Source organism: Corallococcus sp. CA049B (assembly GCF_003611685.1).
Classification (GTDB): Bacteria; Myxococcota; Myxococcia; order Myxococcales; family Myxococcaceae; genus Corallococcus; species Corallococcus coralloides.
In genome coordinates, this window is sequence record NZ_RAWC01000179.1 from 1 (window position 1) to 19,271 (window position 19,271).

Annotated in this window: 22 protein-coding genes; 2 read left to right on the top strand and 20 right to left on the bottom strand. The window is 71.2% G+C overall.

Features of this window, described 5'->3' with window-relative positions; translation table 11 throughout:
- Nucleotides 1-169: 169 nt before the first annotated feature.
- Nucleotides 170-520, top strand: a complete 351-nt coding sequence (locus D7W82_RS29445) for an HU family DNA-binding protein (protein WP_043321998.1) — start codon at nt 170-172, stop codon at nt 518-520.
- A gap of 3 nt (nt 521-523) precedes the next feature.
- Here the strand turns inward: D7W82_RS29445 and D7W82_RS29450 are convergent, their stop codons facing one another.
- The 11 genes from D7W82_RS29450 to D7W82_RS29500 form a co-directional block, all read right to left on the bottom strand.
- Nucleotides 524-2,599, bottom strand: a complete 2,076-nt coding sequence (locus D7W82_RS29450; protein WP_120621519.1) for a flagellar biosynthesis protein FlhA — start codon at nt 2,597-2,599, stop codon at nt 524-526.
- Nucleotides 2,599-3,645: a flagellar biosynthesis protein FlhB gene (locus tag D7W82_RS29455; RefSeq protein ID WP_120621520.1), complete on the bottom strand. Its 1,047-nt coding sequence runs from the start codon at nt 3,643-3,645 to the stop codon at nt 2,599-2,601. The genes D7W82_RS29450 and D7W82_RS29455 overlap by 1 nt, the downstream gene beginning before the upstream one ends.
- Complete coding sequence (locus D7W82_RS29460; protein ID WP_120621521.1) at nt 3,642-4,436, bottom strand: EscT/YscT/HrcT family type III secretion system export apparatus protein; 795 nt, start codon at nt 4,434-4,436, stop codon at nt 3,642-3,644. The genes D7W82_RS29455 and D7W82_RS29460 overlap by 4 nt, the downstream gene beginning before the upstream one ends.
- On the bottom strand, nt 4,433-4,702 hold the full coding sequence (locus D7W82_RS29465; protein ID WP_014398926.1) for a flagellar biosynthetic protein FliQ: 270 nt from the start codon (nt 4,700-4,702) through the stop codon (nt 4,433-4,435). Before D7W82_RS29465 ends, D7W82_RS29460 begins: the two co-directional genes overlap by 4 nt.
- A gap of 4 nt (nt 4,703-4,706) precedes the next feature.
- The gene (sctR, locus tag D7W82_RS29470; RefSeq protein ID WP_120621522.1) at nt 4,707-5,432 is read right to left on the bottom strand and encodes a type III secretion system export apparatus subunit SctR; all 726 of its coding nucleotides are present in this window, start codon (nt 5,430-5,432) and stop codon (nt 4,707-4,709) included.
- The gene (locus tag D7W82_RS29475; RefSeq protein WP_147439619.1) at nt 5,429-5,920 is read right to left on the bottom strand and encodes a flagellar biosynthetic protein FliO; all 492 of its coding nucleotides are present in this window, start codon (nt 5,918-5,920) and stop codon (nt 5,429-5,431) included. Before D7W82_RS29475 ends, sctR begins: the two co-directional genes overlap by 4 nt.
- Complete coding sequence (locus tag D7W82_RS29480) at nt 5,917-7,068, bottom strand: FliM/FliN family flagellar motor switch protein (RefSeq protein ID WP_233588006.1); 1,152 nt, start codon at nt 7,066-7,068, stop codon at nt 5,917-5,919. Before D7W82_RS29480 ends, D7W82_RS29475 begins: the two co-directional genes overlap by 4 nt.
- A 132-nt stretch (nt 7,069-7,200) precedes the next feature.
- Nucleotides 7,201-7,680, bottom strand: coding sequence for a hypothetical protein (locus D7W82_RS29485; protein ID WP_120621525.1), 480 nt, complete (start codon nt 7,678-7,680; stop codon nt 7,201-7,203).
- A 7-nt stretch (nt 7,681-7,687) separates the two neighbouring features.
- Nucleotides 7,688-8,503, bottom strand: a complete 816-nt coding sequence (locus tag D7W82_RS29490) for a flagellar M-ring protein FliF (protein ID WP_120621526.1) — start codon at nt 8,501-8,503, stop codon at nt 7,688-7,690.
- A gap of 15 nt (nt 8,504-8,518) precedes the next feature.
- Nucleotides 8,519-9,007 carry an ATP-dependent helicase HrpB gene (locus tag D7W82_RS29495; RefSeq protein ID WP_120621527.1) on the bottom strand — a complete coding sequence of 163 codons (489 nt, stop codon included), beginning with the start codon at nt 9,005-9,007 and terminating at the stop codon, nt 8,519-8,521.
- 13 nt (nt 9,008-9,020) lie between these two features.
- The gene (locus D7W82_RS29500) at nt 9,021-9,518 is read right to left on the bottom strand and encodes a hypothetical protein (RefSeq protein WP_120621528.1); all 498 of its coding nucleotides are present in this window, start codon (nt 9,516-9,518) and stop codon (nt 9,021-9,023) included.
- Nucleotides 9,519-9,744: 226 nt separating this feature from the next.
- Here D7W82_RS29500 and D7W82_RS29505 point away from each other — a divergent pair, with 226 nt between their 5' ends.
- The gene (locus tag D7W82_RS29505) at nt 9,745-10,077 is read left to right on the top strand and encodes a PilZ domain-containing protein (protein ID WP_014398934.1); all 333 of its coding nucleotides are present in this window, start codon (nt 9,745-9,747) and stop codon (nt 10,075-10,077) included.
- 18 nt (nt 10,078-10,095) lie between these two features.
- Here D7W82_RS29505 and D7W82_RS29510 read toward each other — a convergent pair whose 3' ends face one another.
- The 9 genes from D7W82_RS29510 to D7W82_RS29550 all read right to left on the bottom strand — a co-directional run bounded on the left by D7W82_RS29510 (nt 10,096) and on the right by D7W82_RS29550 (nt 19,159).
- Nucleotides 10,096-10,497, bottom strand: coding sequence for a response regulator (locus tag D7W82_RS29510; protein WP_120621529.1), 402 nt, complete (start codon nt 10,495-10,497; stop codon nt 10,096-10,098).
- A gap of 129 nt (nt 10,498-10,626) precedes the next feature.
- Nucleotides 10,627-11,352 (bottom strand): SH3 domain-containing protein, encoded by a 726-nt coding sequence (locus tag D7W82_RS29515; protein ID WP_120621530.1) that lies wholly within the window; start codon nt 11,350-11,352, stop codon nt 10,627-10,629.
- The gene (locus tag D7W82_RS29520) at nt 11,352-13,229 is read right to left on the bottom strand and encodes a BatD family protein (protein WP_120621531.1); all 1,878 of its coding nucleotides are present in this window, start codon (nt 13,227-13,229) and stop codon (nt 11,352-11,354) included. Before D7W82_RS29520 ends, D7W82_RS29515 begins: the two co-directional genes overlap by 1 nt.
- The gene (locus D7W82_RS29525) at nt 13,213-14,226 is read right to left on the bottom strand and encodes a tetratricopeptide repeat protein (protein WP_120621532.1); all 1,014 of its coding nucleotides are present in this window, start codon (nt 14,224-14,226) and stop codon (nt 13,213-13,215) included. The genes D7W82_RS29520 and D7W82_RS29525 overlap by 17 nt, the downstream gene beginning before the upstream one ends.
- Nucleotides 14,223-15,278, bottom strand: a complete 1,056-nt coding sequence (locus D7W82_RS29530; protein WP_120621534.1) for a VWA domain-containing protein — start codon at nt 15,276-15,278, stop codon at nt 14,223-14,225. Before D7W82_RS29530 ends, D7W82_RS29525 begins: the two co-directional genes overlap by 4 nt.
- A complete protein-coding gene (locus D7W82_RS29535; protein ID WP_233588007.1) occupies nt 15,278-16,291 on the bottom strand; it encodes a VWA domain-containing protein in 1,014 nt (337 codons plus the stop codon). The genes D7W82_RS29530 and D7W82_RS29535 overlap by 1 nt, the downstream gene beginning before the upstream one ends.
- The gene (locus tag D7W82_RS29540; protein WP_120621533.1) at nt 16,263-17,267 is read right to left on the bottom strand and encodes a hypothetical protein; all 1,005 of its coding nucleotides are present in this window, start codon (nt 17,265-17,267) and stop codon (nt 16,263-16,265) included. The genes D7W82_RS29535 and D7W82_RS29540 overlap by 29 nt, the downstream gene beginning before the upstream one ends.
- Nucleotides 17,264-18,145 (bottom strand): DUF58 domain-containing protein, encoded by an 882-nt coding sequence (locus D7W82_RS29545; protein WP_120552820.1) that lies wholly within the window; start codon nt 18,143-18,145, stop codon nt 17,264-17,266. Before D7W82_RS29545 ends, D7W82_RS29540 begins: the two co-directional genes overlap by 4 nt.
- 24 nt (nt 18,146-18,169) lie before the next feature.
- Complete coding sequence (locus D7W82_RS29550) at nt 18,170-19,159, bottom strand: MoxR family ATPase (protein ID WP_014398943.1); 990 nt, start codon at nt 19,157-19,159, stop codon at nt 18,170-18,172.
- Nucleotides 19,160-19,271: the final 112 nt, after the last annotated feature.

Here is a 19,271-nt window from a genome sequence, read left to right on the forward strand (position 1 = left end):
CCCCCGAGGCCCCCAAGGCAGCGGCCAGCGGCGGAAATCCGTAACGTTTTTAGAGGGTTGGAAGCCCACCCGGCTTGCAAGGAGGAGGTGTTCTGTTATGTATTCGGGACTCGACAACGGGCCAGAGAGCCCTGTCACCAAGGGGTCACGGGGTTTGCGGGAGCGTCCGATGCTCAAGTCCGATCTGATCAACATCCTCGTTGCCAAACGAGGCGTGACCCAGAAGCAGGCGGAAGCGACCATCGAGACGATCTTCGAGTCGATGAAGGACGCCCTCTGCCGCGGGGAGAACATCGAGATTCGCGGGCTTGGCGCCTTCCACGTGAAGAACTACCAGGGCTACCAGGGCCGCAACCCGAAGACGGGCCAGGTCATCCCGGTGAAGCCCAAGCGCGGCCTGCTCTTCCGCACGGGCAAGGAGCTGCGCGACCGGGTCAACCGCCCCGCGCCGCTGCAGGCCCAGTCGGACCTGCCGCCCTCCTCCGAGTTCAAGGGCAGCAGCGGCACCGGCACCCTCTAGGCCTCACCGCCCCACGGCGACCGGCGACAGCCGGCCGATGGGACGAATCTGCAGGTCCCCGTCCAGTTCGCCGTAGGTGAGCACCGCCACGTCCGGGAACGGGCCCTCGCACAGCTTGCGCAGCGGACGGCGGATGTCCGGGGCCGCGAGCACCACCGCCCGGCCCCCGTTGGCGATGGCCCGCACCCCCTCCAGAATCTCCATGATGCGCTCCGGCTCCGGCGCGAGCCCCCGCGGACCGCTGGCGCGCAGCACCTCCTCCACTTCTGGATCCACGAGGTACGCGTAGAGCGGGCCCGTGGGCGCGAACTGGTGGCTCAGGTAGCGGTGCAGGGCCTGACGGCAGCGCTCGGCCAGGGCCGTGGCGTCGCCTTCGGTGGTGGGCGCCACGAGCGCCTCCAGGATGGCGCGCAGGTCGCGGATGCTCACCTGCTCCTGCACGAGCCGCCGCAGCACGTCCACCAGCAGCGGCAGCGGCACCTTCTGCAGCGCCTCCTTCACCAGCACGGGCGACTGGGCCTCCAGTCCCTCCAGCAGGCCCTGCACCTCCTGGAGTCCCAGCAGCGCGGCGGCGCGCAGGCGCAGCACGGCCCTCAAGTGGTCCGCGATGAGCTCCGAAGGCTTGCGCACCGGAACCTGGGCCAGCTCCAGCCGGGAGCGGGCCCCCTCCCCCACGCGGCTGATGGGCCGCCCGCTGGCGGGCTCCACCGACGCCTCCGCCTGGACCTCCAGGAAGGCCAGCTCGCCGGGAGGAACGAGCGCGTACAGGGCGCCGGACTGCACCACGCCGCCACCGGCGGGCACTTCGTCCAGGAGGATGCGGTACTCGCCCGGGCCCAGGTAGGCGGCGTGGGTCCGCACCCGGATGCCGGGGATGCGCACGCCCAGTTCGAAGAACAGCTCGTCGCGCACGGCGTTCAACACCGTGTGCACGAAGGCGCCCCCGTCCACCTCCGCGAGCGGCGTCAGCTGCGCGGACAGGTCCAGCGTGAGCGGCGTCACCCCGACCGGTGCCTTCGCGCTCTCCGGCGGCTTGCCCGCGGCGCCAGCGGGCACCGCGGCCTCCGATGAGGCGCCATCCTTCGACGGTGACTTCTCCGGCGCCTGCCCCTTGCGCCGCAGCGCATACCCGAGCCCGCCGAGGCCCGCCGCCAGCGCGAGGAAGGTCAGGTGCGGCATGCCCGGCATCAAGGCCAGCGCGACGCACAGGCCCGCGACGGTGAGCAGCGTGCGGAAGTCACCGAAGAACTGGGAGCCGATCTCCGCCCCGAGCGAGTCCTCCTCCTTCTCCGATGCCACCCGCGTGACGACGAGGCCAGCGGCCACCGCGATGCACAGCGAGGGCACCTGGGACACGAGCCCGTCACCGATGGCGATGAGGGCGAAGGTGGCGGCGGCCTCGGAGAAGGACTGGCCGTTCTGCAACACGCCGATGAGGGTGCCGCCCAGCAGGTTCACCGCGACGATGACCAGGCCCGCGACGACGTCCCCCTTCACGAACTTCATCGCGCCGTCCATGGCGCCGAACATCTGGGACTCGCGCTCCAGGTCGCGCCGCCTGCGCCGGGCCTGGGTCTGGTCGATGGCGCCCGCGCGCAGGTCCGCGTCGATGGACATCTGCTTGCCGGGCATGGCGTCCAACGTGAAGCGGGCGGACACCTCCGCGACCCGCTCGGCGCCCTTGGTCACCACCAGCAACTGCACCAGCGTGAGGATGGCGAACACCACCGCGCCCACCACGTAGTCGCCTCGCACCACGAACTCGCCGAAGGCCTGGATGACCTCGCCCGCGTGGCCCTCGGAGAGCGCCAGCCGCGTGGACGACACGTTGAGCGACAGCCGGAACAGCGTGGTGAAGAGCAGCAACGTAGGAAACGACGTCACCCGCAGCGCGTCCTTCGCGTTCAGCGCCGCGACCAGCAGCGCCACCGCCGCGGCCAGGTTCACCGCGAGCCCCATGTCGAGGAGCCACGCCGGCAGCGGGATGATGAGCGCCCCCAGCACCGCCGCCATCGCCACCGCGAGGACGACGTCGGAGGACTGACGGGCCTTCAGCAAGACCTTCAGGAATGGGGGCATCACGTCTGTCTCCGTGGACGGTCGTCCGGCTCGCGAAGCTCCATCGCGGTCCGCAACACGACGGCCGCCGCCTGGTACAGCTCCTCGGGGATGGACTCCCCGACGTCGAAGTGGATGAGGCTGCGGGCCAGCGGCACGTCCCGGACCACGGGGATGCCCTGCTGGCGCGCCTCCTCCTTGAGCGCGAGCGCGTCCTGTTCGCGGCCCTTGGCCACGAGATAGGGCGCGTCGCATTCGCCCGCGTCGTAGCGGAGCGCGACCGCGATGTGCGCGGGGTTGACGATCACGGCGGTGGCCTTCTGCACTCCACGTGCCGGACCGCCCTGCGCCAGTTGGCGGTGCAGGGCGCGCCGCTGTCCCTTGTGACGCGGGTCGCCCTCGCTCTCCTTGTGCTCCCGTTTGACCTCTTCGCGGGTCATCATCAGCTCGCGCCGGTGACTGCGACGGGCGAGCGCGTAGTCCACGGCACCGCACCCCAGCACCACCCACGCCAGTCGCGTCACCAGCGCCGCCAGCCGGTCGAGCAGGAACTCCATTCCCCGGGTTCCATCGAGCCACGCGGTCCGCAAGGCATCCGGGCCGACCGCCTCCACCTCGTTCCAGACGATGAGGCCCAGCAGCGCCGCCACGAGCAGCGCCTTGCCAAGCTCGACCAGCGGCCGGACGCTGAAGAGGCGCTTGAGGCCCGCGGCGGGGTTGATGCGTTCGAGCTTCGGCGCGGCATGGCGAGCGTCCATTTCGAAGCCCACGGTGGCGACGGAGACCGCCAGCGAGGCCACGAGCGCTCCACCCAGGGCAGGGCCGCACAGCCGGGCGGCGGCCCAGGCCCCCTCCTCCCATGCGCCAGCGGCGGTCTGTTCCAGCATCAACCGCGCGGTCCAGTCCTTCAGCCGGGCAAAGCCCTCTGGCGCGAACGCGATGAAGCCCAGCAGCCCGCCCAGCGTCGTCGCGCTGGAGGTCAACATCCGGCTGCGCGGAAGCTGGCCCTTGCGCCGGGCCTCTCGCATCCGTTTCGCGGTGGGCTGCTCCGTCTTCTCGCCGCTCATCGGGAGACCTCTCCCAGCAGCGCCAGCGCGCCCTCCGTCGAGGCCACGCCCGCGAGCAGCCGATCACACAGCAGGCCCACGCCCAGCCACAGCAGCGCGCCACCTCCGAGGATGCGCAGCGGAGCCCCCAGCTCCTGGAGGTTCACCTGGGCCGCGGCCCTCGAGGCCATGCCCAGGAAGCAGTCCACCGCGAGTGAGGCAGCCGCCACCGGGGCGCCCACCGCGAGTCCCGTGGCCATGGCGCCGCCCACCATCACCACCACGTGCAGGGCCGAGGCCTCCGTGGGCACGAAGGCCCCCAGTTGCACCACCCCGAAGCCGCGCAGCAGGGCGGAGAGCACCACGGGAAACAGCGCGCCCGACACCACCCTCGCCACCAGCAGGTGGTACAGCGCGTCTCCCGTGGCCGACTCACGGCTGCCCGCCTGCGGCAGACTCGCCTCCGCGGAGGTTCCCCGGAACAGGTCGATGAAACGGCCGCCCATCCTCGCCGCGTCGAAGGGCAGCGCGGACACGAGCCCCACGGAAACACCGTAGGCCAGCTCACGCACCACGAGCGCCGCCATCACCACCGGCGTCTCCACCGTGCCGTGGAATTCCACGCCCGCCTCGACGTGCAGGAAGAGCGAGAGCGCGAGCACCAGGCCCAGCCGGACCGTCGTCGGCGCGGCCTGGCCGCCCAGCAAGGGACAGAGGAACGCGATGGGCACGAGCCTCGCCGCGCACAGCGCCACCGCGACCACGTGCGGTCCCAGGGCGAGGAGCTGTTCGCCCAACGCTTCTGGATTCACAGCGCCACGTCCGCGATGAGCATGAGGAGCTGTTGGGTGAAGCGCGTGAGCTGTCCGGCGATCCACGGCCCCGCCAGCACGAGGGACAGCACCGCCGCGCACAGCTTGGGCACCACCGACAGCGTGCTCTCCTGCAACTGGGTCGTTGCCTGGAAGAGGCTCATCAGGAAGCCCACCAGCAGGCTCGCGCCAATGGGCGGCAGCGAGGCGAGCACCATCAACAGCAGGGCTTCGCGCCCCAGGGTGAGCAGGACGTCCTGGGTCATGGCGTCACCGGTAGCCGAGGATGAGTCCCCGCGCGAGCAGGGCCCAGCCATCCACGGCGACGAAGAGGAGGATCTTGAAGGGCAGGCTCACCTGGCCCGGCGACAACGTCTGCATGCCCAACGCGAGCAGCACGTTCGCGATGACCATGTCGAGCACCAGGAAGGGCAGGAAGACGATGAAGCCAATCTGGAAGGCCTCCTTCAGCTCGGTGATGACGAAGGCCGGGATGACGACGAACAGGTCCGTCTCCTGCACCTGCTCGGATTCCTCCGGAGGACGCAGCTCGCGGGCCAGGTCCACGAAGCGGGCCCGCTCCTCTGGGCCTCCGTGCTTCATGAGGAAGGCGCGCAGGGGCTCCGTCACCTGCTTCGCGGCGGAGAGGACCTGCGCTCCGGAATGCACCTCGTCGTACGCCACCTGTCCCGCGTCGTACATGCGCTCCATCACCGGCGCCATGATGTGCCCCGTCAGCACCACCGCGAGCCCCGTGAGCACCAGCGTCGGCGGTGCCTGCTGCGTACCCATCGCCGAGCGGGCCAGGGAGAGCACCACGGCGATCTTCGAGAAGCTCGTCAGCATCAGCACCGCGAACGGCAGCAGCGACAGGAGCGCGAGCATCCCCATCATCGCCAGCGGACTGCCGGCATAGGACGCCTGCGACAGGGACTGCTCCGCGGCGAACGCGCTCGCGGGAAGGAGCACACCACATCCCAATCCGAGCGCCTTCATCCCCCACCCCGATTCCGGAGTGCGCGACACGGCGTCTGGGGCTGTCGCGCGCGGGGGAAGAGCACTGTCGGCTCCAGTTCCAGGTCGAACCGGGACTTCACGGTCGGCCTGGGCGTGGCGCCGGGCAGGACCGCCATGGCGCGGGTCTCATGGATCTCCGCGAAGGTGTCGCCGTAGGCCACGAGGTAGCGCCGTCCATCCGCCTCTACGAGCGCGAGGCCACAGCGTTGTGAGAGCCCCGTCCGCGAGACGATGCTCAAGGGCGCTGGAGCGGCTGCATCGGCACTCCCGGCCATGCCTCCCTTGCGGAGCAACACCCAGCCCAGCCCGGCCAGCGCCATCGCGCCGATCAGCAGGCGCGAGGTACCTACCAACGACAGTCCCCCCAGGGGCGCGAGCGTCGCCAGCCCCAAGAGCAAAGCCGACGCGAACAGCAGCCTGCCGCGTGGCGAGAACGAGGACAGCAGCGTGTTCACGGGTGCGCTCACGGCAGCAACGCCAGGATGCGGGCGCCCACTTCGCCTTCGATCTCCACCAACTCCGCACGCGCGACCACGCGGTCACCCACGCGCAGCAGCACCGGGCTGCTCGCGTTCACGTGCAGGGGCAGCAGCGTGCCCGGCTTCAGCGCTGCCAGCTCCGCCAGGGGCAACATCAACCGCGTCAGCTCGATCTCCACATCCACCGGGAGCGGCGGCATCGCCTCGCTCCGCTTGTTCGTCGCCACCATGTCCGACTCCTGTCGGGCCGCGCGCGAGTGCACGCTCCCTGTCGAAAAACCTTCCGCGAGAAACTCGCCCTGGAGCGCGAAGCCCCGGGTGATCAGCTGTCCCTGTCCCTCCATCCGGCCGTCCCGGAGACGCACGCCCTCGAAGAGCACGACGTCCCCCGCAGCCAGCGCATCCACCGCCGAGGCCTGCAATGGACTGCGCCCCATGAGGCAGCGCGCGGGGATCGACGCCGCCAGCACCTGGGGCACGACGGCGCCTGCTGGCTCCAGGGGCAGCTCCTGGAACGCGGTCTGCACGGCACGGGCGGGCAGGAGCACCCGGCCGCCCACCGTCGCTCCGTCCACCGTTGCCGTCAGCAACACCGCCACGTAGGGCTGCCGCGCATCGACTCGCGTCAGCACGTCACCGCGCCGCATCGACACCGCGGACAAGCGGGGCCCCAGCCTTCGCACCCATTCGCCTTGCCCGCGCATCGCGGCCAGGGCGGACAGCAGCAGGTACACCAGCGTGGACTCTTCCAGCCGGGTCAGCTCCGCCACGGGAGCCGGCCGCAGTCCCGTCCCCGCCAGCCTCGCCAGCGCCGCGAAGACCAGCGGCACCTCCAGCTCCACGATGGCGGTGCCCCCCACCGCCGACAGCTCCACCAGCGCGAACACCATTCCCATCGCCAGCTCGCGCTCCGGCTGGACCGCCGCTGGCACCAGGTGCCCCTCCACCTGGACCGCCGCGCCCAGGTCCCGCGACAGCGCCGCGCCCACGTCGCGCAGGAGCTCCGCGCCCCAACGCCCCACCTGGGGCCTCTGCCCCAACACCAGGTGGGCTCGCGTCAGCCGCCGCGCTCCCGGGCGGTACGGCCGCGTGGGCTTCTTCGCGACGCTGGGGGACCTGACTGGATTCGTTTGCATCCGGAGCTCCGGGACGGCGATGGGACACACGTCCCATGTGCACGGCCATGGCCAGGGGGCCGGCTCGTGGAATCAGGGTGTTGGCAGGGGTGGAGGTCCGTCTTCGGGATGGCCCTCCACGCCCGAGGACGCTCAGCGCAGGGCTTCGCGGATGCGCCGCTCCGCCAGGGCGGTCAGGGCCGGTGCGGCAGCCGCTCGCGACTCGGGCCCCTCCCACTGGGGAAACCGGCTGCGGTGGTACGGCGGGAGGCCCCGAAAGGCTTCCTGGCGCAGGGCTTCGGGTGCTGTCTCCAGGAAGAGCGCCAACCGGCTCTCGCCGTCCGCCCGCTCGCCGAACTCCACCGCCACCTTCGCCTGACGCTGGGCGGAGGGCATGGCGGCGAAGCGCTCCAGGTGGCGCAGCGCCCTGCCCGCCTCGGCGTCCACCAGTCCCCCCAGCAGCTCCGCGGCGCGCTCCCGCGCCAGGACGCAGACGACCAGCGCGATGCGCTCCAGCGGCAGGGACAACGCGGGCAGCGTGGCCTCCGCCGCCGTGGCTCGCGGTGCTTCCCTCCTCGCGGGCAGGAGCCTCCGGGCCTTGCGTAGCACCCGCCCCACGCGTGTGACATCCATGGCGTGCTCAGGCCAGCTTGCGCGTGGAGCCCGGGGTCACCACCGGCCGCGCGGGCGTGGGCGGGGCAGGCGGCGCCGCGGGGGGCTGCTCCGCCAGGGCCCGGTAGTGCTTCCAGCGCAGCGTCGTCCACACGAGCGCTCCGGACAGGCCGGTCACCAGCACGCCCAGCAGGGCGAGCACCACGCGCAGCCGCAGCGGGACGGGGCCTCCCTTCGGGGTCGGCGCCTCCACGTGCGTCGTCACCTCGTCCACCAGCAGCGAGACCGCCTCCGGTGACAGCCCCTCCACGCCTCCCGCGATGAGCTCACGCAGCGTGTCCGTCGACTTGCGCACCCGCGTCGCCCCGCCGGGTGCCGTGCGCAGCATGGCCGACGCCTTCGAGGGCGCGGGCGCCTGTCCTGGCCTCGGCGGCGGTGGGACCACCAGATGCACGCGCGCCAGCAGCACGCCATCCACCGTCTGGAGCGTCTTCTCCAGCTCCCGCTCCATCCCCCGGACGCGGCAGACCTGCTCCTCCAGCGGCGAGCGCACGAGCCCGCTTCCGCCAAAGACGTCACAGCCCGTCTCCGCCGCGAGCCGGGGCAGCCCCAGCTCCGCCAGGATGCGCACAGCGTCCGAGGACTGCGCGTCCGTCACCTCGATGGCCCACGTGGGTTTCTTGCCCGGCTCGGGCACCTTGCGCGCGTCGAGCCCCCGCTCGACGAGCACCGTCTGCAGCTCATTGGCCTGACGCTCGTCGAGCCCGTGCTGGATGCGCTCCCGGCACGCCGAAGCGCCCAGGAGCAGGAGGAAACAGAGACAACGAAGGGGAGCGGAACGCATGGAAGGAAGGACTCCTCACACCTGGGTCTGGAGGACCTGCTTGACGCCGCCGGTGGCCTTCTCGACGACCTTGCCGGCGAGATCGAGCTCCTGACTGGCGCGGTAGACGTGGGCCTGGAGCGCGAGCAACTCCGAGGGACTGAACGTGCGGCCGGACTCGGCGAGCTTCAGGATGTGGTCCAGCCGCTGCTGCGCCTGGCCCACGCGGTCCAGCATCTCCACCGCCTGCTGACCGCGCGCGGCCTGGGCCGAATCCACGCGGGCCCCCGGCTTCACCTCCGCGCAGCCCGCCTTCGCCCGCTCCACGCCGTCCGCCCGCGACGTGCCGGCGGTGGCCTCGGGGGGCGTGCGCACCGGCTTCGGCGGCCCCTCCGTCGTCACCGGCACGGGGCGCGACTGGGGCGTACGCACGCCCTCCAGCACCTTGCCGAACGTCTCCCTGCCGGACTCCACCGCGGGCGACGGGCCCGCGCCGCCCACGGCTCCCAACTTGTCGATGGCCATCGTGAGCGCGCCTTCAGCGGATGTTGTTGATGGCGGCCTTCGCCGAGTCGTGGCGGACCTTCATGATGTTGGAGATGGCGTTGTGCTCGCGGCTCTCCTTCTGCATCTCGTTCTGGAGCGCCACATAGGCCATGTTGAACTTCTGGCCGTCCGAGGCCATCAGCTTCTGCGCCTCCAGCAGGTCCCACGCGTCCCCCTGCCCCGTCGCCGCGCTCCCCGTCGAAGCCGTTGGCCCCGGCGTGCCCGCGCGCGCCGACGTCGCGGAGGCGCCTCCCGTCGCCGACACCGACGACACCGCTTCAGCCGGCACCGCCGCGGACACCGTGCCGCTCAGCGTGGACACCACCGCGCTGGAGATGGGGCCTGACGGCAACATGCCGCCCACGAGCCCCGCGCCCGTGCGCACCACCTCGCGCGCCGCCCGCGCCAGCGTGGGGCCGAACTCCGTCTTCGGCGTCTGGCGCGCGATGGACGGGGCGATGCTCAACGACGGGATGCGACGGTCTTCCAAGGGGTGCCTCCGGCAGGGATTCGCCAGGGCTGCCATCCACCATCCGTGCCAGGGGCCAACCCCTTGAAACGACAGGAGCGCGCTCCGTCACTCCAGCGCCAGGCGTCTCCGCGGCGCGCGCGCCACGTCCACGGCGCGGGACGGCGGGCGAAAACCCGAAAACTTGCCACCGCTCCAACCTGCATCACAGTTGTCGCGTCCTGTCGCACCCGAAGGTGAGCTTCCGATGATGAACCCCTCCAATGGTCCCCGTCCGAACGAGCGCGAGCGCTACCACCCGCGCGTCGAAGCCCGGCTCCAGGTGAAGGTGCTCCTGTCGGGCCGCACCGTGACGGCGCAGGCGCGCGACATCTCCATGAACGGCCTGTTCCTCCAGGCCCACCCGGCGGACTCGCAGCGCGCGCTCACCATCGCCCTGCCGCTGCCGGGCGACCGGGAGCTCGTCACCATGTGCACCATCCGCCGCCGGGAAGTGGACGGCGTCGCGCTGGAGTTCGGCGAGCTGGACTGGGACGACCTCATCGCCCTGGCCCGCTTCCTCCACCCGCACCTGCCGTAAGGGCCTTCCAGTGGAGCGTCAGTCCGCGGCCGAGCGGGCCATGCGCAGCCGCTCCACCAGGTCCATCAGCTCCGCGCCGCGGAAGGGCTTGTGGATGTAGCCGTCCGCGCCCGCCTGCGTCGCGCTCTCCACGTCCGCCTTCTTCGCCTTCGCGGTGAGCATGTAGAGCGGCACCTTCGCCGTGGCCGGGTCGCTCTTCAGGATGCGGCACACGGAGACGCCGTCCAGCTGCGGCAGCACCACGTCCATCAGGATGAGGTGGAAGTCGCGGTCGCGGGCCAGCTTCAGGCCTTCGATGCCATTGGCCGCGCACACCACGTCCACCGCGCCGTCGCTCAACATGGAGCGCACCAGCTCGCGGATGACGGGCTCGTCCTCGACGAGCAGGATGTGGAAGGGCGCTTGCGCGTTGCCAGCCATGGTTCCTCGGGGCCCCTCGTAGGCCATTGCCCAGGCGACGTCCAGCGAAGCGACGCCTCCCGGTAGCCCCTCTGTACGAAAGCGGTCCCCTGTCGGTTTTCCACGCGGGCAGGGTCGCTCCGGCCCCGCCTAGATTTCGGAGACGCCGTCGCGCTCGGCCCAGCCCTCCAGGCCGTTGGGCAGGCGGATGCGGACGTACTTCCCCGTCTCATCCAGCAGCTGCACCTTCAGGCCGGCGTGCACCTCGAAGAGCGAGCGCCCTTCCGAGCGAGGCAGCTCCCGCGCCACCAGCGTGGGCGCCAGCACCACGGCCTCGTGCACGTTCTGGTGCACCCAGATGTGCGCGCCCAGGAGCAGCGCCGCCGGCACCGCCGCCGTGAGGCAGAGGCCCGCCACCACCGCCACCGCCGTGCTCCGCATCGCGGGGAAGGCGCGCCGGAAGAGCAGCAGCGCGAAGCCCACCAGCCACGCGACGAAGAAGATCCAGGCCACGGCCGCGCCGTCCGTCGCGGCCGCCAGCCGGGGGAGGAAGGCCTCGTCGGCGGAGGCGCCCACGACCTTGTCCACCTGCCGCGCCCGCGCCAGGGCCAGGTTGGCCTCCAGGTCCTCGGCGCGTCCGCCCTGCTTCCGGGCCTGCTCCAGCGACAGCACCGCGCGGCCCAGGTCGCCCCGGGCCAGGTGCGTGGTGCCCAGGTTGTAGAGCACGTCCGGTCCGCCGAAGCCGTGGGCGATGAGCTTCTCGTACTGGGCCTGCGCGGTGGCGTAGTCCTCGCGGCCATACGCGTCGTTGGCCTGCTGGAAGACGGCCTCCGCTTCCTCGGCGGTGTAGTAGCCCTGCGTCGCCGCGTCGCTCATCACGCCCAGCCTTCCATCACCGCCGCCGCGGTCGCCAGCACCTTGCGCCGCTCACCCGGCTCCACCCCGCCGCCGTAGCGGCCCAGGTCGCACGCCTCCAGCACGAAGAGCACGCGCGCGCGCCGCTCCGCGTCCACGCCCGCCGCCGCCAGCTTCTCCCCGAGCGCCTCGCGCGTCAGCCCGCCCACAGGGAAGCCCAGCTGGGCCTCCAGGAAGCCGGCCATCGCCCGCTCCACCTCCACGTAGAACGCGCCCGCGTCCGCGCCCGCCTTGAGCTTCTCCGCCTCCGCCAGCCGCTTGCGCGCGGCCTTCGCCTGCTGACGGCTCCGGCCCGCCTCGGAGCGGGTGGCCAGCCGGCCGCGCATGCCGCCCGCGAACGCCACGCCCGCCAGCAGGCCCAGCGGCGCCAGCACACCCACGAGGAAGAAGGGCCGCATCCACACGGGCTGCGACGGCCCCACGAAGTGGGCCCGGGCGCGCACCGGACGCAGGCCCCCGGTGGTGAGCACGTTCTTCTGCTCGTTGGCCGCGTCCGCCACCTGCGAGGGCGTCATCGACGATGGCAGCGAGGACACGCCGCCCGCGCCCGCCTCCACGGTGAGGGTCACGGGGTCCGTGCGCGCCGTTTCATATTGGCGCCGCGACGGGTCGAAGTACGGGAAGCGCAGCTCCGGCAGCGTGAAGGTGCCCGTGCGCTGCGGCATCACCAGGTACTCCACCACGCGGCGGCCCTGGATGCGGTTGCGGTTGGGCGCGAGCCGGTCCGTCGTCGTGGGCTCGTAGATTTTCAGCGCGGCCGGGCCGGTGAGCTTCGGCGGGGTGACGTTCTTCACGTTGCCCTGCCCCTCCAGGATGACCTTCACCGTGATGGGCTGCCCCAGCTCCACGCGCGTCTGCGACACGTCCAGCGACAGGCGCCACGAGCCCACGTTCGCGTTGGACATGTCCGGCGGCGCGCCGCCCGGCAGCGGCCGAACCTTCACCTTCAGGCCGTTGGAAACACGGTGCACGCGGTGGCCCGCGAAGAGGAAGCCCGTGGTGATGTCCGCCTCCGCCGGAGTGATCAGCAGCGTGCCGGACTTCACCGGGAAGAGCGCGCGGCGGCGCAGCAGGTAGGCGCGGTACGGGATGCCGTCCACCACCTTCTGCTCGCCCGTGAGCTGCGTGGGGCTCTCCACCTCTTCGGTCCAGAAGCCCTCCAGCTTGGGCATCGTCACCGCGTCCACGCTGGACAGGTCCACGCGCGAGTAGATGTAGAGCGACAGCGTGGCCTGCTCGCCCACGTAGAGGTCGTCGCGGTCCAGGCTCGCGCGCAGGAACAGGTCCGAGTCTCCGCGCGGAATCACCGGCTCGTCGTCCCGCAGGTCCGAGTCGTCGTCCCCGAACGGGTCCGGCATGTTGCGGAAGTTGCGGAACGGATCCGGCAGCTGCGGCCGGCCGCCCTGCTGCGCCTGGGGCGCGTTGCCCACGCGGCCTTCGCGCACCGTCATCTGCACGGCGTCCGTGCGGTACGTGCGGCCTCCCGCGGTGAGCGTGGCGGGCGGAAGGGTGAGCTTGCCCGCGCGCAGCGGACGCATCAGCAGCTCGTGGCGGGTGATGTCCTGGATGACGGCGGGGCCGCCGCCGGACAACGAGATGGAGCGCTGGCTGCCGCGCGACGAGGAGAGCACCTCGAAGTCGTTGGACTCGGGCAGGCGCAGCTGGGCGTTGGACGGCGCGTCCACCATCACCACGGTGAGCTTGAAGGTGTCGTCGGTGCCCACCTCGGTGCGGTCCACCGTCTGGTAGAACTCGATGTCCGCCGCCCACGCCGGCGCAGTGGCCAGGAGGGCGAGCACGGCGAGCAGCGCCGTGCGCCCGCTACCAGTCCTTCTCATTGGGCTTCCTCTGCTTCTTCTTCTGCTGGAAACGCCAGAGCTGGAGATTCTTCTCGTTCTGCTTCATCGCATCCAGCAGGCGCTCGGCCTCCTGCCGGTCGACGTCGCCCGGCGAACTTCCGCCGTCGCGCGGGTTGGATTCCGTCTCCTCCTCGCCCTCGCTGCCGCCGTCCGCGCCACCATCGCGCGAGTCGCCTTCGCCCTCGTCCTGGCCACCGTCGCCCTGCCCCCCGTCCGAGCCACCGTCGCCGGGCCCGGCATCGCCGCCGCCTCCGTCCGCGCCGCCGTCCTGACCACCATCCTGGCCGCCGCCGTCCTGGCCTCCGTCAGCCCCACCGTCCTGGCCTCCGTCAGCCCCACCGTCCTGGCCTCCGTCGGCGCCGCCATCCGAACCGCCGTCCTGGCCTCCGTCCTGCGGCGTGCCGCCGTCACCCTTCTGGCCGCCGTCCTCGCCCGCGTCCGGACGTCCACCGTCGTTGCCGCCGTCTTGGCCTCCGTCGGTGCCGCCATCCGGGCCGTTCTGGGGCGGAGGCAGGTCGCGCAGCACCACCTCGTAGTTGTGCCGGGCCTGCGGATCCGTGGGGTCCAACGTGAGCGCCTTGCGGTAGGACTTGAGCGCCTCCGAGCGGTCACCCGCCGTGGCCGCGAGGTTGCCCAGGTTGTACCAGCTCTTCTGCGCCAGGTCGGGCTGGCGCGAGGACTCCGCCACCTGCCTGAAGGCCTCGCGCGCCTCCGCATTGCGGCCCAGCTTCGCCAGCGCGTCCCCGCGGTTGAACTCCACCGTCGGATCATTGGGCCGCTCCTTCTTCGCGGCCTCGAAGTCCTTCAGCGCGTCCTCGTAGCGTCCGGCCGCGTAGGCCTCGCGCCCGCGCTGCACCAGCGGGTGGTCCTTCTCCAGCGGCCCCACCGCCCACGCGGGCCCCGGCAGCGCCAAGAGGCCCGCCAGGCCCACCGCCATCGCGCGCGCCGCGCGCCGCCGCATCGGATGCGTGCTCATGCGGCCCTCCGGCGCGAGGGGATGAGCGCCATGCCCAGCACCAGCAGCACCAAGCCAGGGACGGCGAACCACTGGAAGCGCTCGTCGTAGCGGACCGTCACGCGGCTCTCCAGCTCGCTCTTCTGCAACTGGTCGATGCGCTCCACCACCTGTCCCATCGCCACGCCGTTGGGTTGGTAGAAGAAGGCGCCGCCCGTGGCGTCCGCGATGGCCGTGAGGCCCGCGCGGTCCAGGCGCGTGATGACCGTGTCGCCGTTGGAGTCCTTCTTGTAGTCCACGAACTCGCCGCGCCTGTCGTAGACGGGGATGGGCTCACCGGAGTCCGAGCCCACGCCCACCGCGAGCACCTGGACGCGCGCGTCCTTGAGCGCGTCCGTGGCCTCGCGCACGTCGCCCGTGAGGTCCTCGCCGTCCGACAGCAGCACCACCACGCGCTCCTTGGAGCCCCGGTCCGCGTTGTCCAGCACCTGCTTGGCCAGCCGCAGCGCCGCGCCCACGTTCGTGCCGCCCTGGGGCATCGCGTCCGGATCCACCGCGCGCAGGAACAGCTTCACCGCCGAGTAGTCCGACGTGAGCGGCGACTGCACGAACGCATCCCCCGCGAACACCACCAGGCCCGCGCGGTCGCCCTTCAGTTCATCCAGCAGCGTGTTGAGCTCCAGCCGCGCGCGGTCCAGCCGGCTGGGCTGCACGTCCCGGGCGAGCATGGACTTGGACGCATCCAGCGCCACCACCACGTCGATGCCCCGGCGCTTCGTCAGTTCGCTCTTCGTGCCGCACTGGGGCTGCGCGAGCGCGAGCCCGAACAGCATCAGCCCCAGCCCGTACAGGCCGCCCTGCACCGCCGGCCGCCACACGGACACGCCGGGCGCGAGCGCCGTCACGTGGCGCTCCGCGATGAGCGCCGACAGCCGCGTCCTGCGGCCCAGCGCCTTGAGCAGCGCGAGCACCCCCAAGAGCAGGCCCACCAGCAGCAGCCCCAGGTACAGCGGCTGCGCCAGGCCCACCTGGTAGCCCAGGAGCGTGAAGCGCCAGGCGTCCATCGTGGGCATCATGGGAACACCCGCAGGACGGTGGCGCGCAGCAGCAGCTCCAGCGCGGCGAGCCCGAAGGCCACCAGCAGGAACGGGTGGAAGTTCTCCTTGTACGTGGCGCTGGCGCCGCCCTCCATCAGCTTCGAGCGCTCCAGCGAGTCCAGCACCTTCTGCAGCCCCCGCTTGAGGCCCTCCGGGTCGGTGGCGCGGTAGTACTCGCCGCCGGTGCGGTCCGCGATGTCCTGCATCAGCTCCGGGTTGATGGGGATCTCCGTCTCGCGCCACACGGTGTTGCCGAACAGGTCCGTGCCCTGCGGGAAGGGCACCTTGCCGCCCTTGCCCACCAGGATGGTGTAGATGGGGATGTGGAGCGACGCGGCCATGTTCGCCGCGTCCAGCGGGGAAATCTTGCCGGCGTTGTTGTCGCCGTCGGTGATGAGGACCACCACGCGGCTCTTCGCGTCGGAGTCGCGCAGGCGGTTGAGCGACGTGGCGATGGCGTCACCAATGGCCGTGCCGTCCTCCAGCACGCGGGTGCGCAGCTGCTTGAGCACCTCCTTCAGCACGCCGTAGTCCAGCGTCAGCGGGGACTGCGTGTACGCGGCGCCGGAGAACACCACCAGGCCCAGGCGGTCGTTCACGCGGCCGGAGATGAACTCGGTCAGCACTTCCTTCGCCACGTTGAGGCGGTTCTGCGGACGGAAGTCACCGGCCTCCATGGACGTGGACAGGTCCAGCGCCACCACGATGTCGATGCCCTCCACCGACAGGTCGCGCACGCGAGAGTCGCGCGACTGCGGCCGGGCGATGGCCACCACCGCCGCCACCAGTGCCGCCACGCGGAGGATGGGCAAGAGCGGCAGCAGGTACGTGCGGAAGCCCCGGCCGCCCTTCGCGAAGACATGCGCGGCGGAGAAGCGCAGCGTGGCGCGGCGCTTGCGTTCCCAGAACGCGAGCGCCAGCAGCAGCGGCGCCAACAGCAGGGCCCAGAGCGCCTCCGGGTTATTGAACGCGAGGTCCGGGGGCAGCATCGGGCTTGGGGGGAGCGGGAGGAACGTACGTTTTCGCGAGCAGGTCGTAGCCGAAGGCCAGCGCCTGATTGCAGGACTCGGGAGAGGCGTCGGCGCGGGCGTACTTCACCATGTCCGACTCGGAGACGAAGCGCATCAGCGCGTCCTCTGGCAGGCCCGGCGTGGGCAGCTTGCGCAGGGACGCCATCAGTTCGGACGACGTGCACTCCAGGGCCTCGAAGCCGTAGCGCTCGCCCAGGTAGCCGCGCACGATTTCGGAGAGGCGGAAGTAGAAGTCCTTCACGTGGCCGCGGCCGGGAAGGTCCTCGCGCTTGAGCGCGTCCAGGGACTGGCGCACGCGCACGTCCAGCGGCAGCACGGGGACGACCTTCTCGCGCTTCGGCCGGCGCTGCCACCAGCGCACCAGCGCCCAGGCCGCGACGGCCACCGCCAGCGCCACCGCCAGCGCGTAGAGCAGCGTCCAGGAGCGGATGGGCACTTCCTGCGGGGGCTGGTAGTCGAACAGCTCCGCGCCCTGCCCCTGCGCGTCCGGAGGCAGCGTGGAGGTCACCTCCACCGTCTTGCCCTTGAGCACGAAGCGGCGCGGCCCCTCGGGCGTCGCCACGTCGAAGGCGAGGTCCGGCAGTTGCACGTCGCCCAGGTCGAACGCGGAGAAGCGCAGGCCGAACGTCGTGGTCGCGTCGTTCGCGTTGTCCTGGCGCTGGCGCGTCTGTTGGAGCAGCTCCACCGAGCTCTCGCCCGTGGGCGCCACCAGCTCATAGCGCTGGTCCTTCGGGTGCGTGAGCGTCACCTGGTAGGTGAAGGGCTCGCCGATGTGCACCGCCTCCGGCTCGACGCGCGCGGATGCGCCCGTGGGCGTCACCAGCTCCAGGGCGGCCTGGACCTGGGCCTTGGGGGCGCCAGGAGCCGGGGCCTGGGCCCAGGCGGACGGCGCGCTGACGAGGAGAACGGCCGCGAGGACGAGCGCGTGTCTCATGCCGCCATCCTCCGGGCCCGCGCGCGGAAGAAGTTCGCCAGCGCCTTGCCGTGATCATCCCCGGCGCGCAGCTCCACGTGGTCCAGCTCCAGCTTCTTGAACAGCTTGCGGCGCTCGTCGCGCTGGGCCTGCATGGCGCGCATGAACCTGCCGCGCACGGCGGTGGAGCTGGTGTCCACCACGAAGCGCTCGCCCGTCTCCGGGTCCTCCATCTCCACCAGGCCGTGGGCGGGGAAGCGCTGCTCCAGCGGATCCTCGATGACGACCGGCACCAGGTCGTGGCGGCGGCCCACCAGGCGCAGCGGCTTCTCGTAGCCCGTGGCCATGAAGTCCGACACGAGGAACGTCACGGCCTTCCGCTTGGACACCTGCGTCAGGTACGTGAGCCCCGCGGACAGGTCCGTGCCGTGGCCCTTGGGCTTGAAGGTGAGGATGTCGCTCACGAGCCGCAGCACGTGCATGCGGCCCTTGCGCGGCGGGACGACCTTCTCCACCCGGTCCGAGAAGAGGATGAGCCCCACGCGGTCGTTGTTCGCGATGGCGCTGAACGCGATTTGAGCGGCCACCTCCGCGGCGACCTCCGCCTTGGTGCGGTCCTTGGAGCCGAACTCGTTGGAGGCGGACACGTCCACCAGGAGCATCACCGTGAGCTCGCGCTCCTCGGTGAAGACCTTGATGAACGCTTCGTTCATGCGCGCGGTGACGTTCCAGTCGATGAAGCGGATCTCGTCGCCGGGCTGGTACTGGCGCACCTCGGAGAAGGCCATGCCGCGGCCCTTGAACACCGAGTGGTACTGGCCGGCCAGCATGTCGGAGACCACCTTGCGGGTGCGGATCTCCAACTTGCGGATGCGGCGGATGAGGTCCTTGGGCAGCACGGGCGCGCTCTTACCGGGGCCTGGTCAGGGGACTTCCACGCGGTCGAAGACGCGCTGGATGATCTTCTCCTGGGTGAGCTCCTCGGCCTCCGCCTCGTAGGTCATCGCGATGCGGTGTCGGAGCACGTCGAAGGCGATGGCCTTCACGTCCTCCGGGGTGACGAAGCCGCGGTGGCGCAGGAACGCGTGCGCGCGGGCCGCCTGGGCCAGGGCGATGGTGGCGCGCGGCGAGGCCCCGAACTGGATGTAGTCCGCCAGGTCCTTGAGGCCGTAGCGCGCGGGCTCACGCGTGGCGAACACCACGTTGAGGATGTACTCCTTCACCTTCTCGTCCATGTAGATGGCGTGGACGAGCTCGCGCGCGCGCACCAGGTGCTCCAGCGAGATGACCCGCTGGACCTTGGGCGACGAGCCGCCGGACATCCGGTCCATGATGACCTTCTCTTCATCACGGGTCGGGTAGCCCACCTTCACCTTGAGCATGAAGCGGTCCACCTGCGCTTCGGGGAGGGGGTAGGTGCCCTCCTGCTCAATGGGGTTCATCGTGGCCAGCACGAGGAAGGGCGAGGGCAGGCCGAAGGTCTGGTCGCCGATGGTGACCTGGCGCTCGGCCATGGCCTCCAGGAGGGCGGACTGGACCTTGGCGGGGGCGCGGTTGATTTCGTCCGCGAGGACGATGTTCGCGAAGATGGGCCCCTTGCGGACGGTGAACGCGGCCGTCTGCTGGTTGTAGATCATGGTGCCGACGAGGTCCGCCGGCAGCAGGTCGGGCGTGAACTGCACGCGCATGAAGGTGGCGCTGAGCGAGTCCGCCACGGTGCGCACGGTCAGCGTCTTGGCGAGTCCGGGCACGCCCTCCAGGAGGACGTGGCCGTTGCACAAGAGGCCGATGAGGATGCGTTCGAGCATGTACCGCTGCCCGACGATGACCTTGCCGGTCTCCTGGTTGAGGACCTCGACGAAGCTGCTTTCCTGCTGCACGCGTTCGGTGAGCGCGCGAATGTCGGTGTTCATGTCCCCTCTGTCGGCCTGGGCGGCGGGCAGCCTAGGGTTCCCGGGCGTCCGGCTCAACACCGCTGTAGGCCGGACATTCCGTCAAGCCGCCCCGTGCCGTAAAGGGTCATCC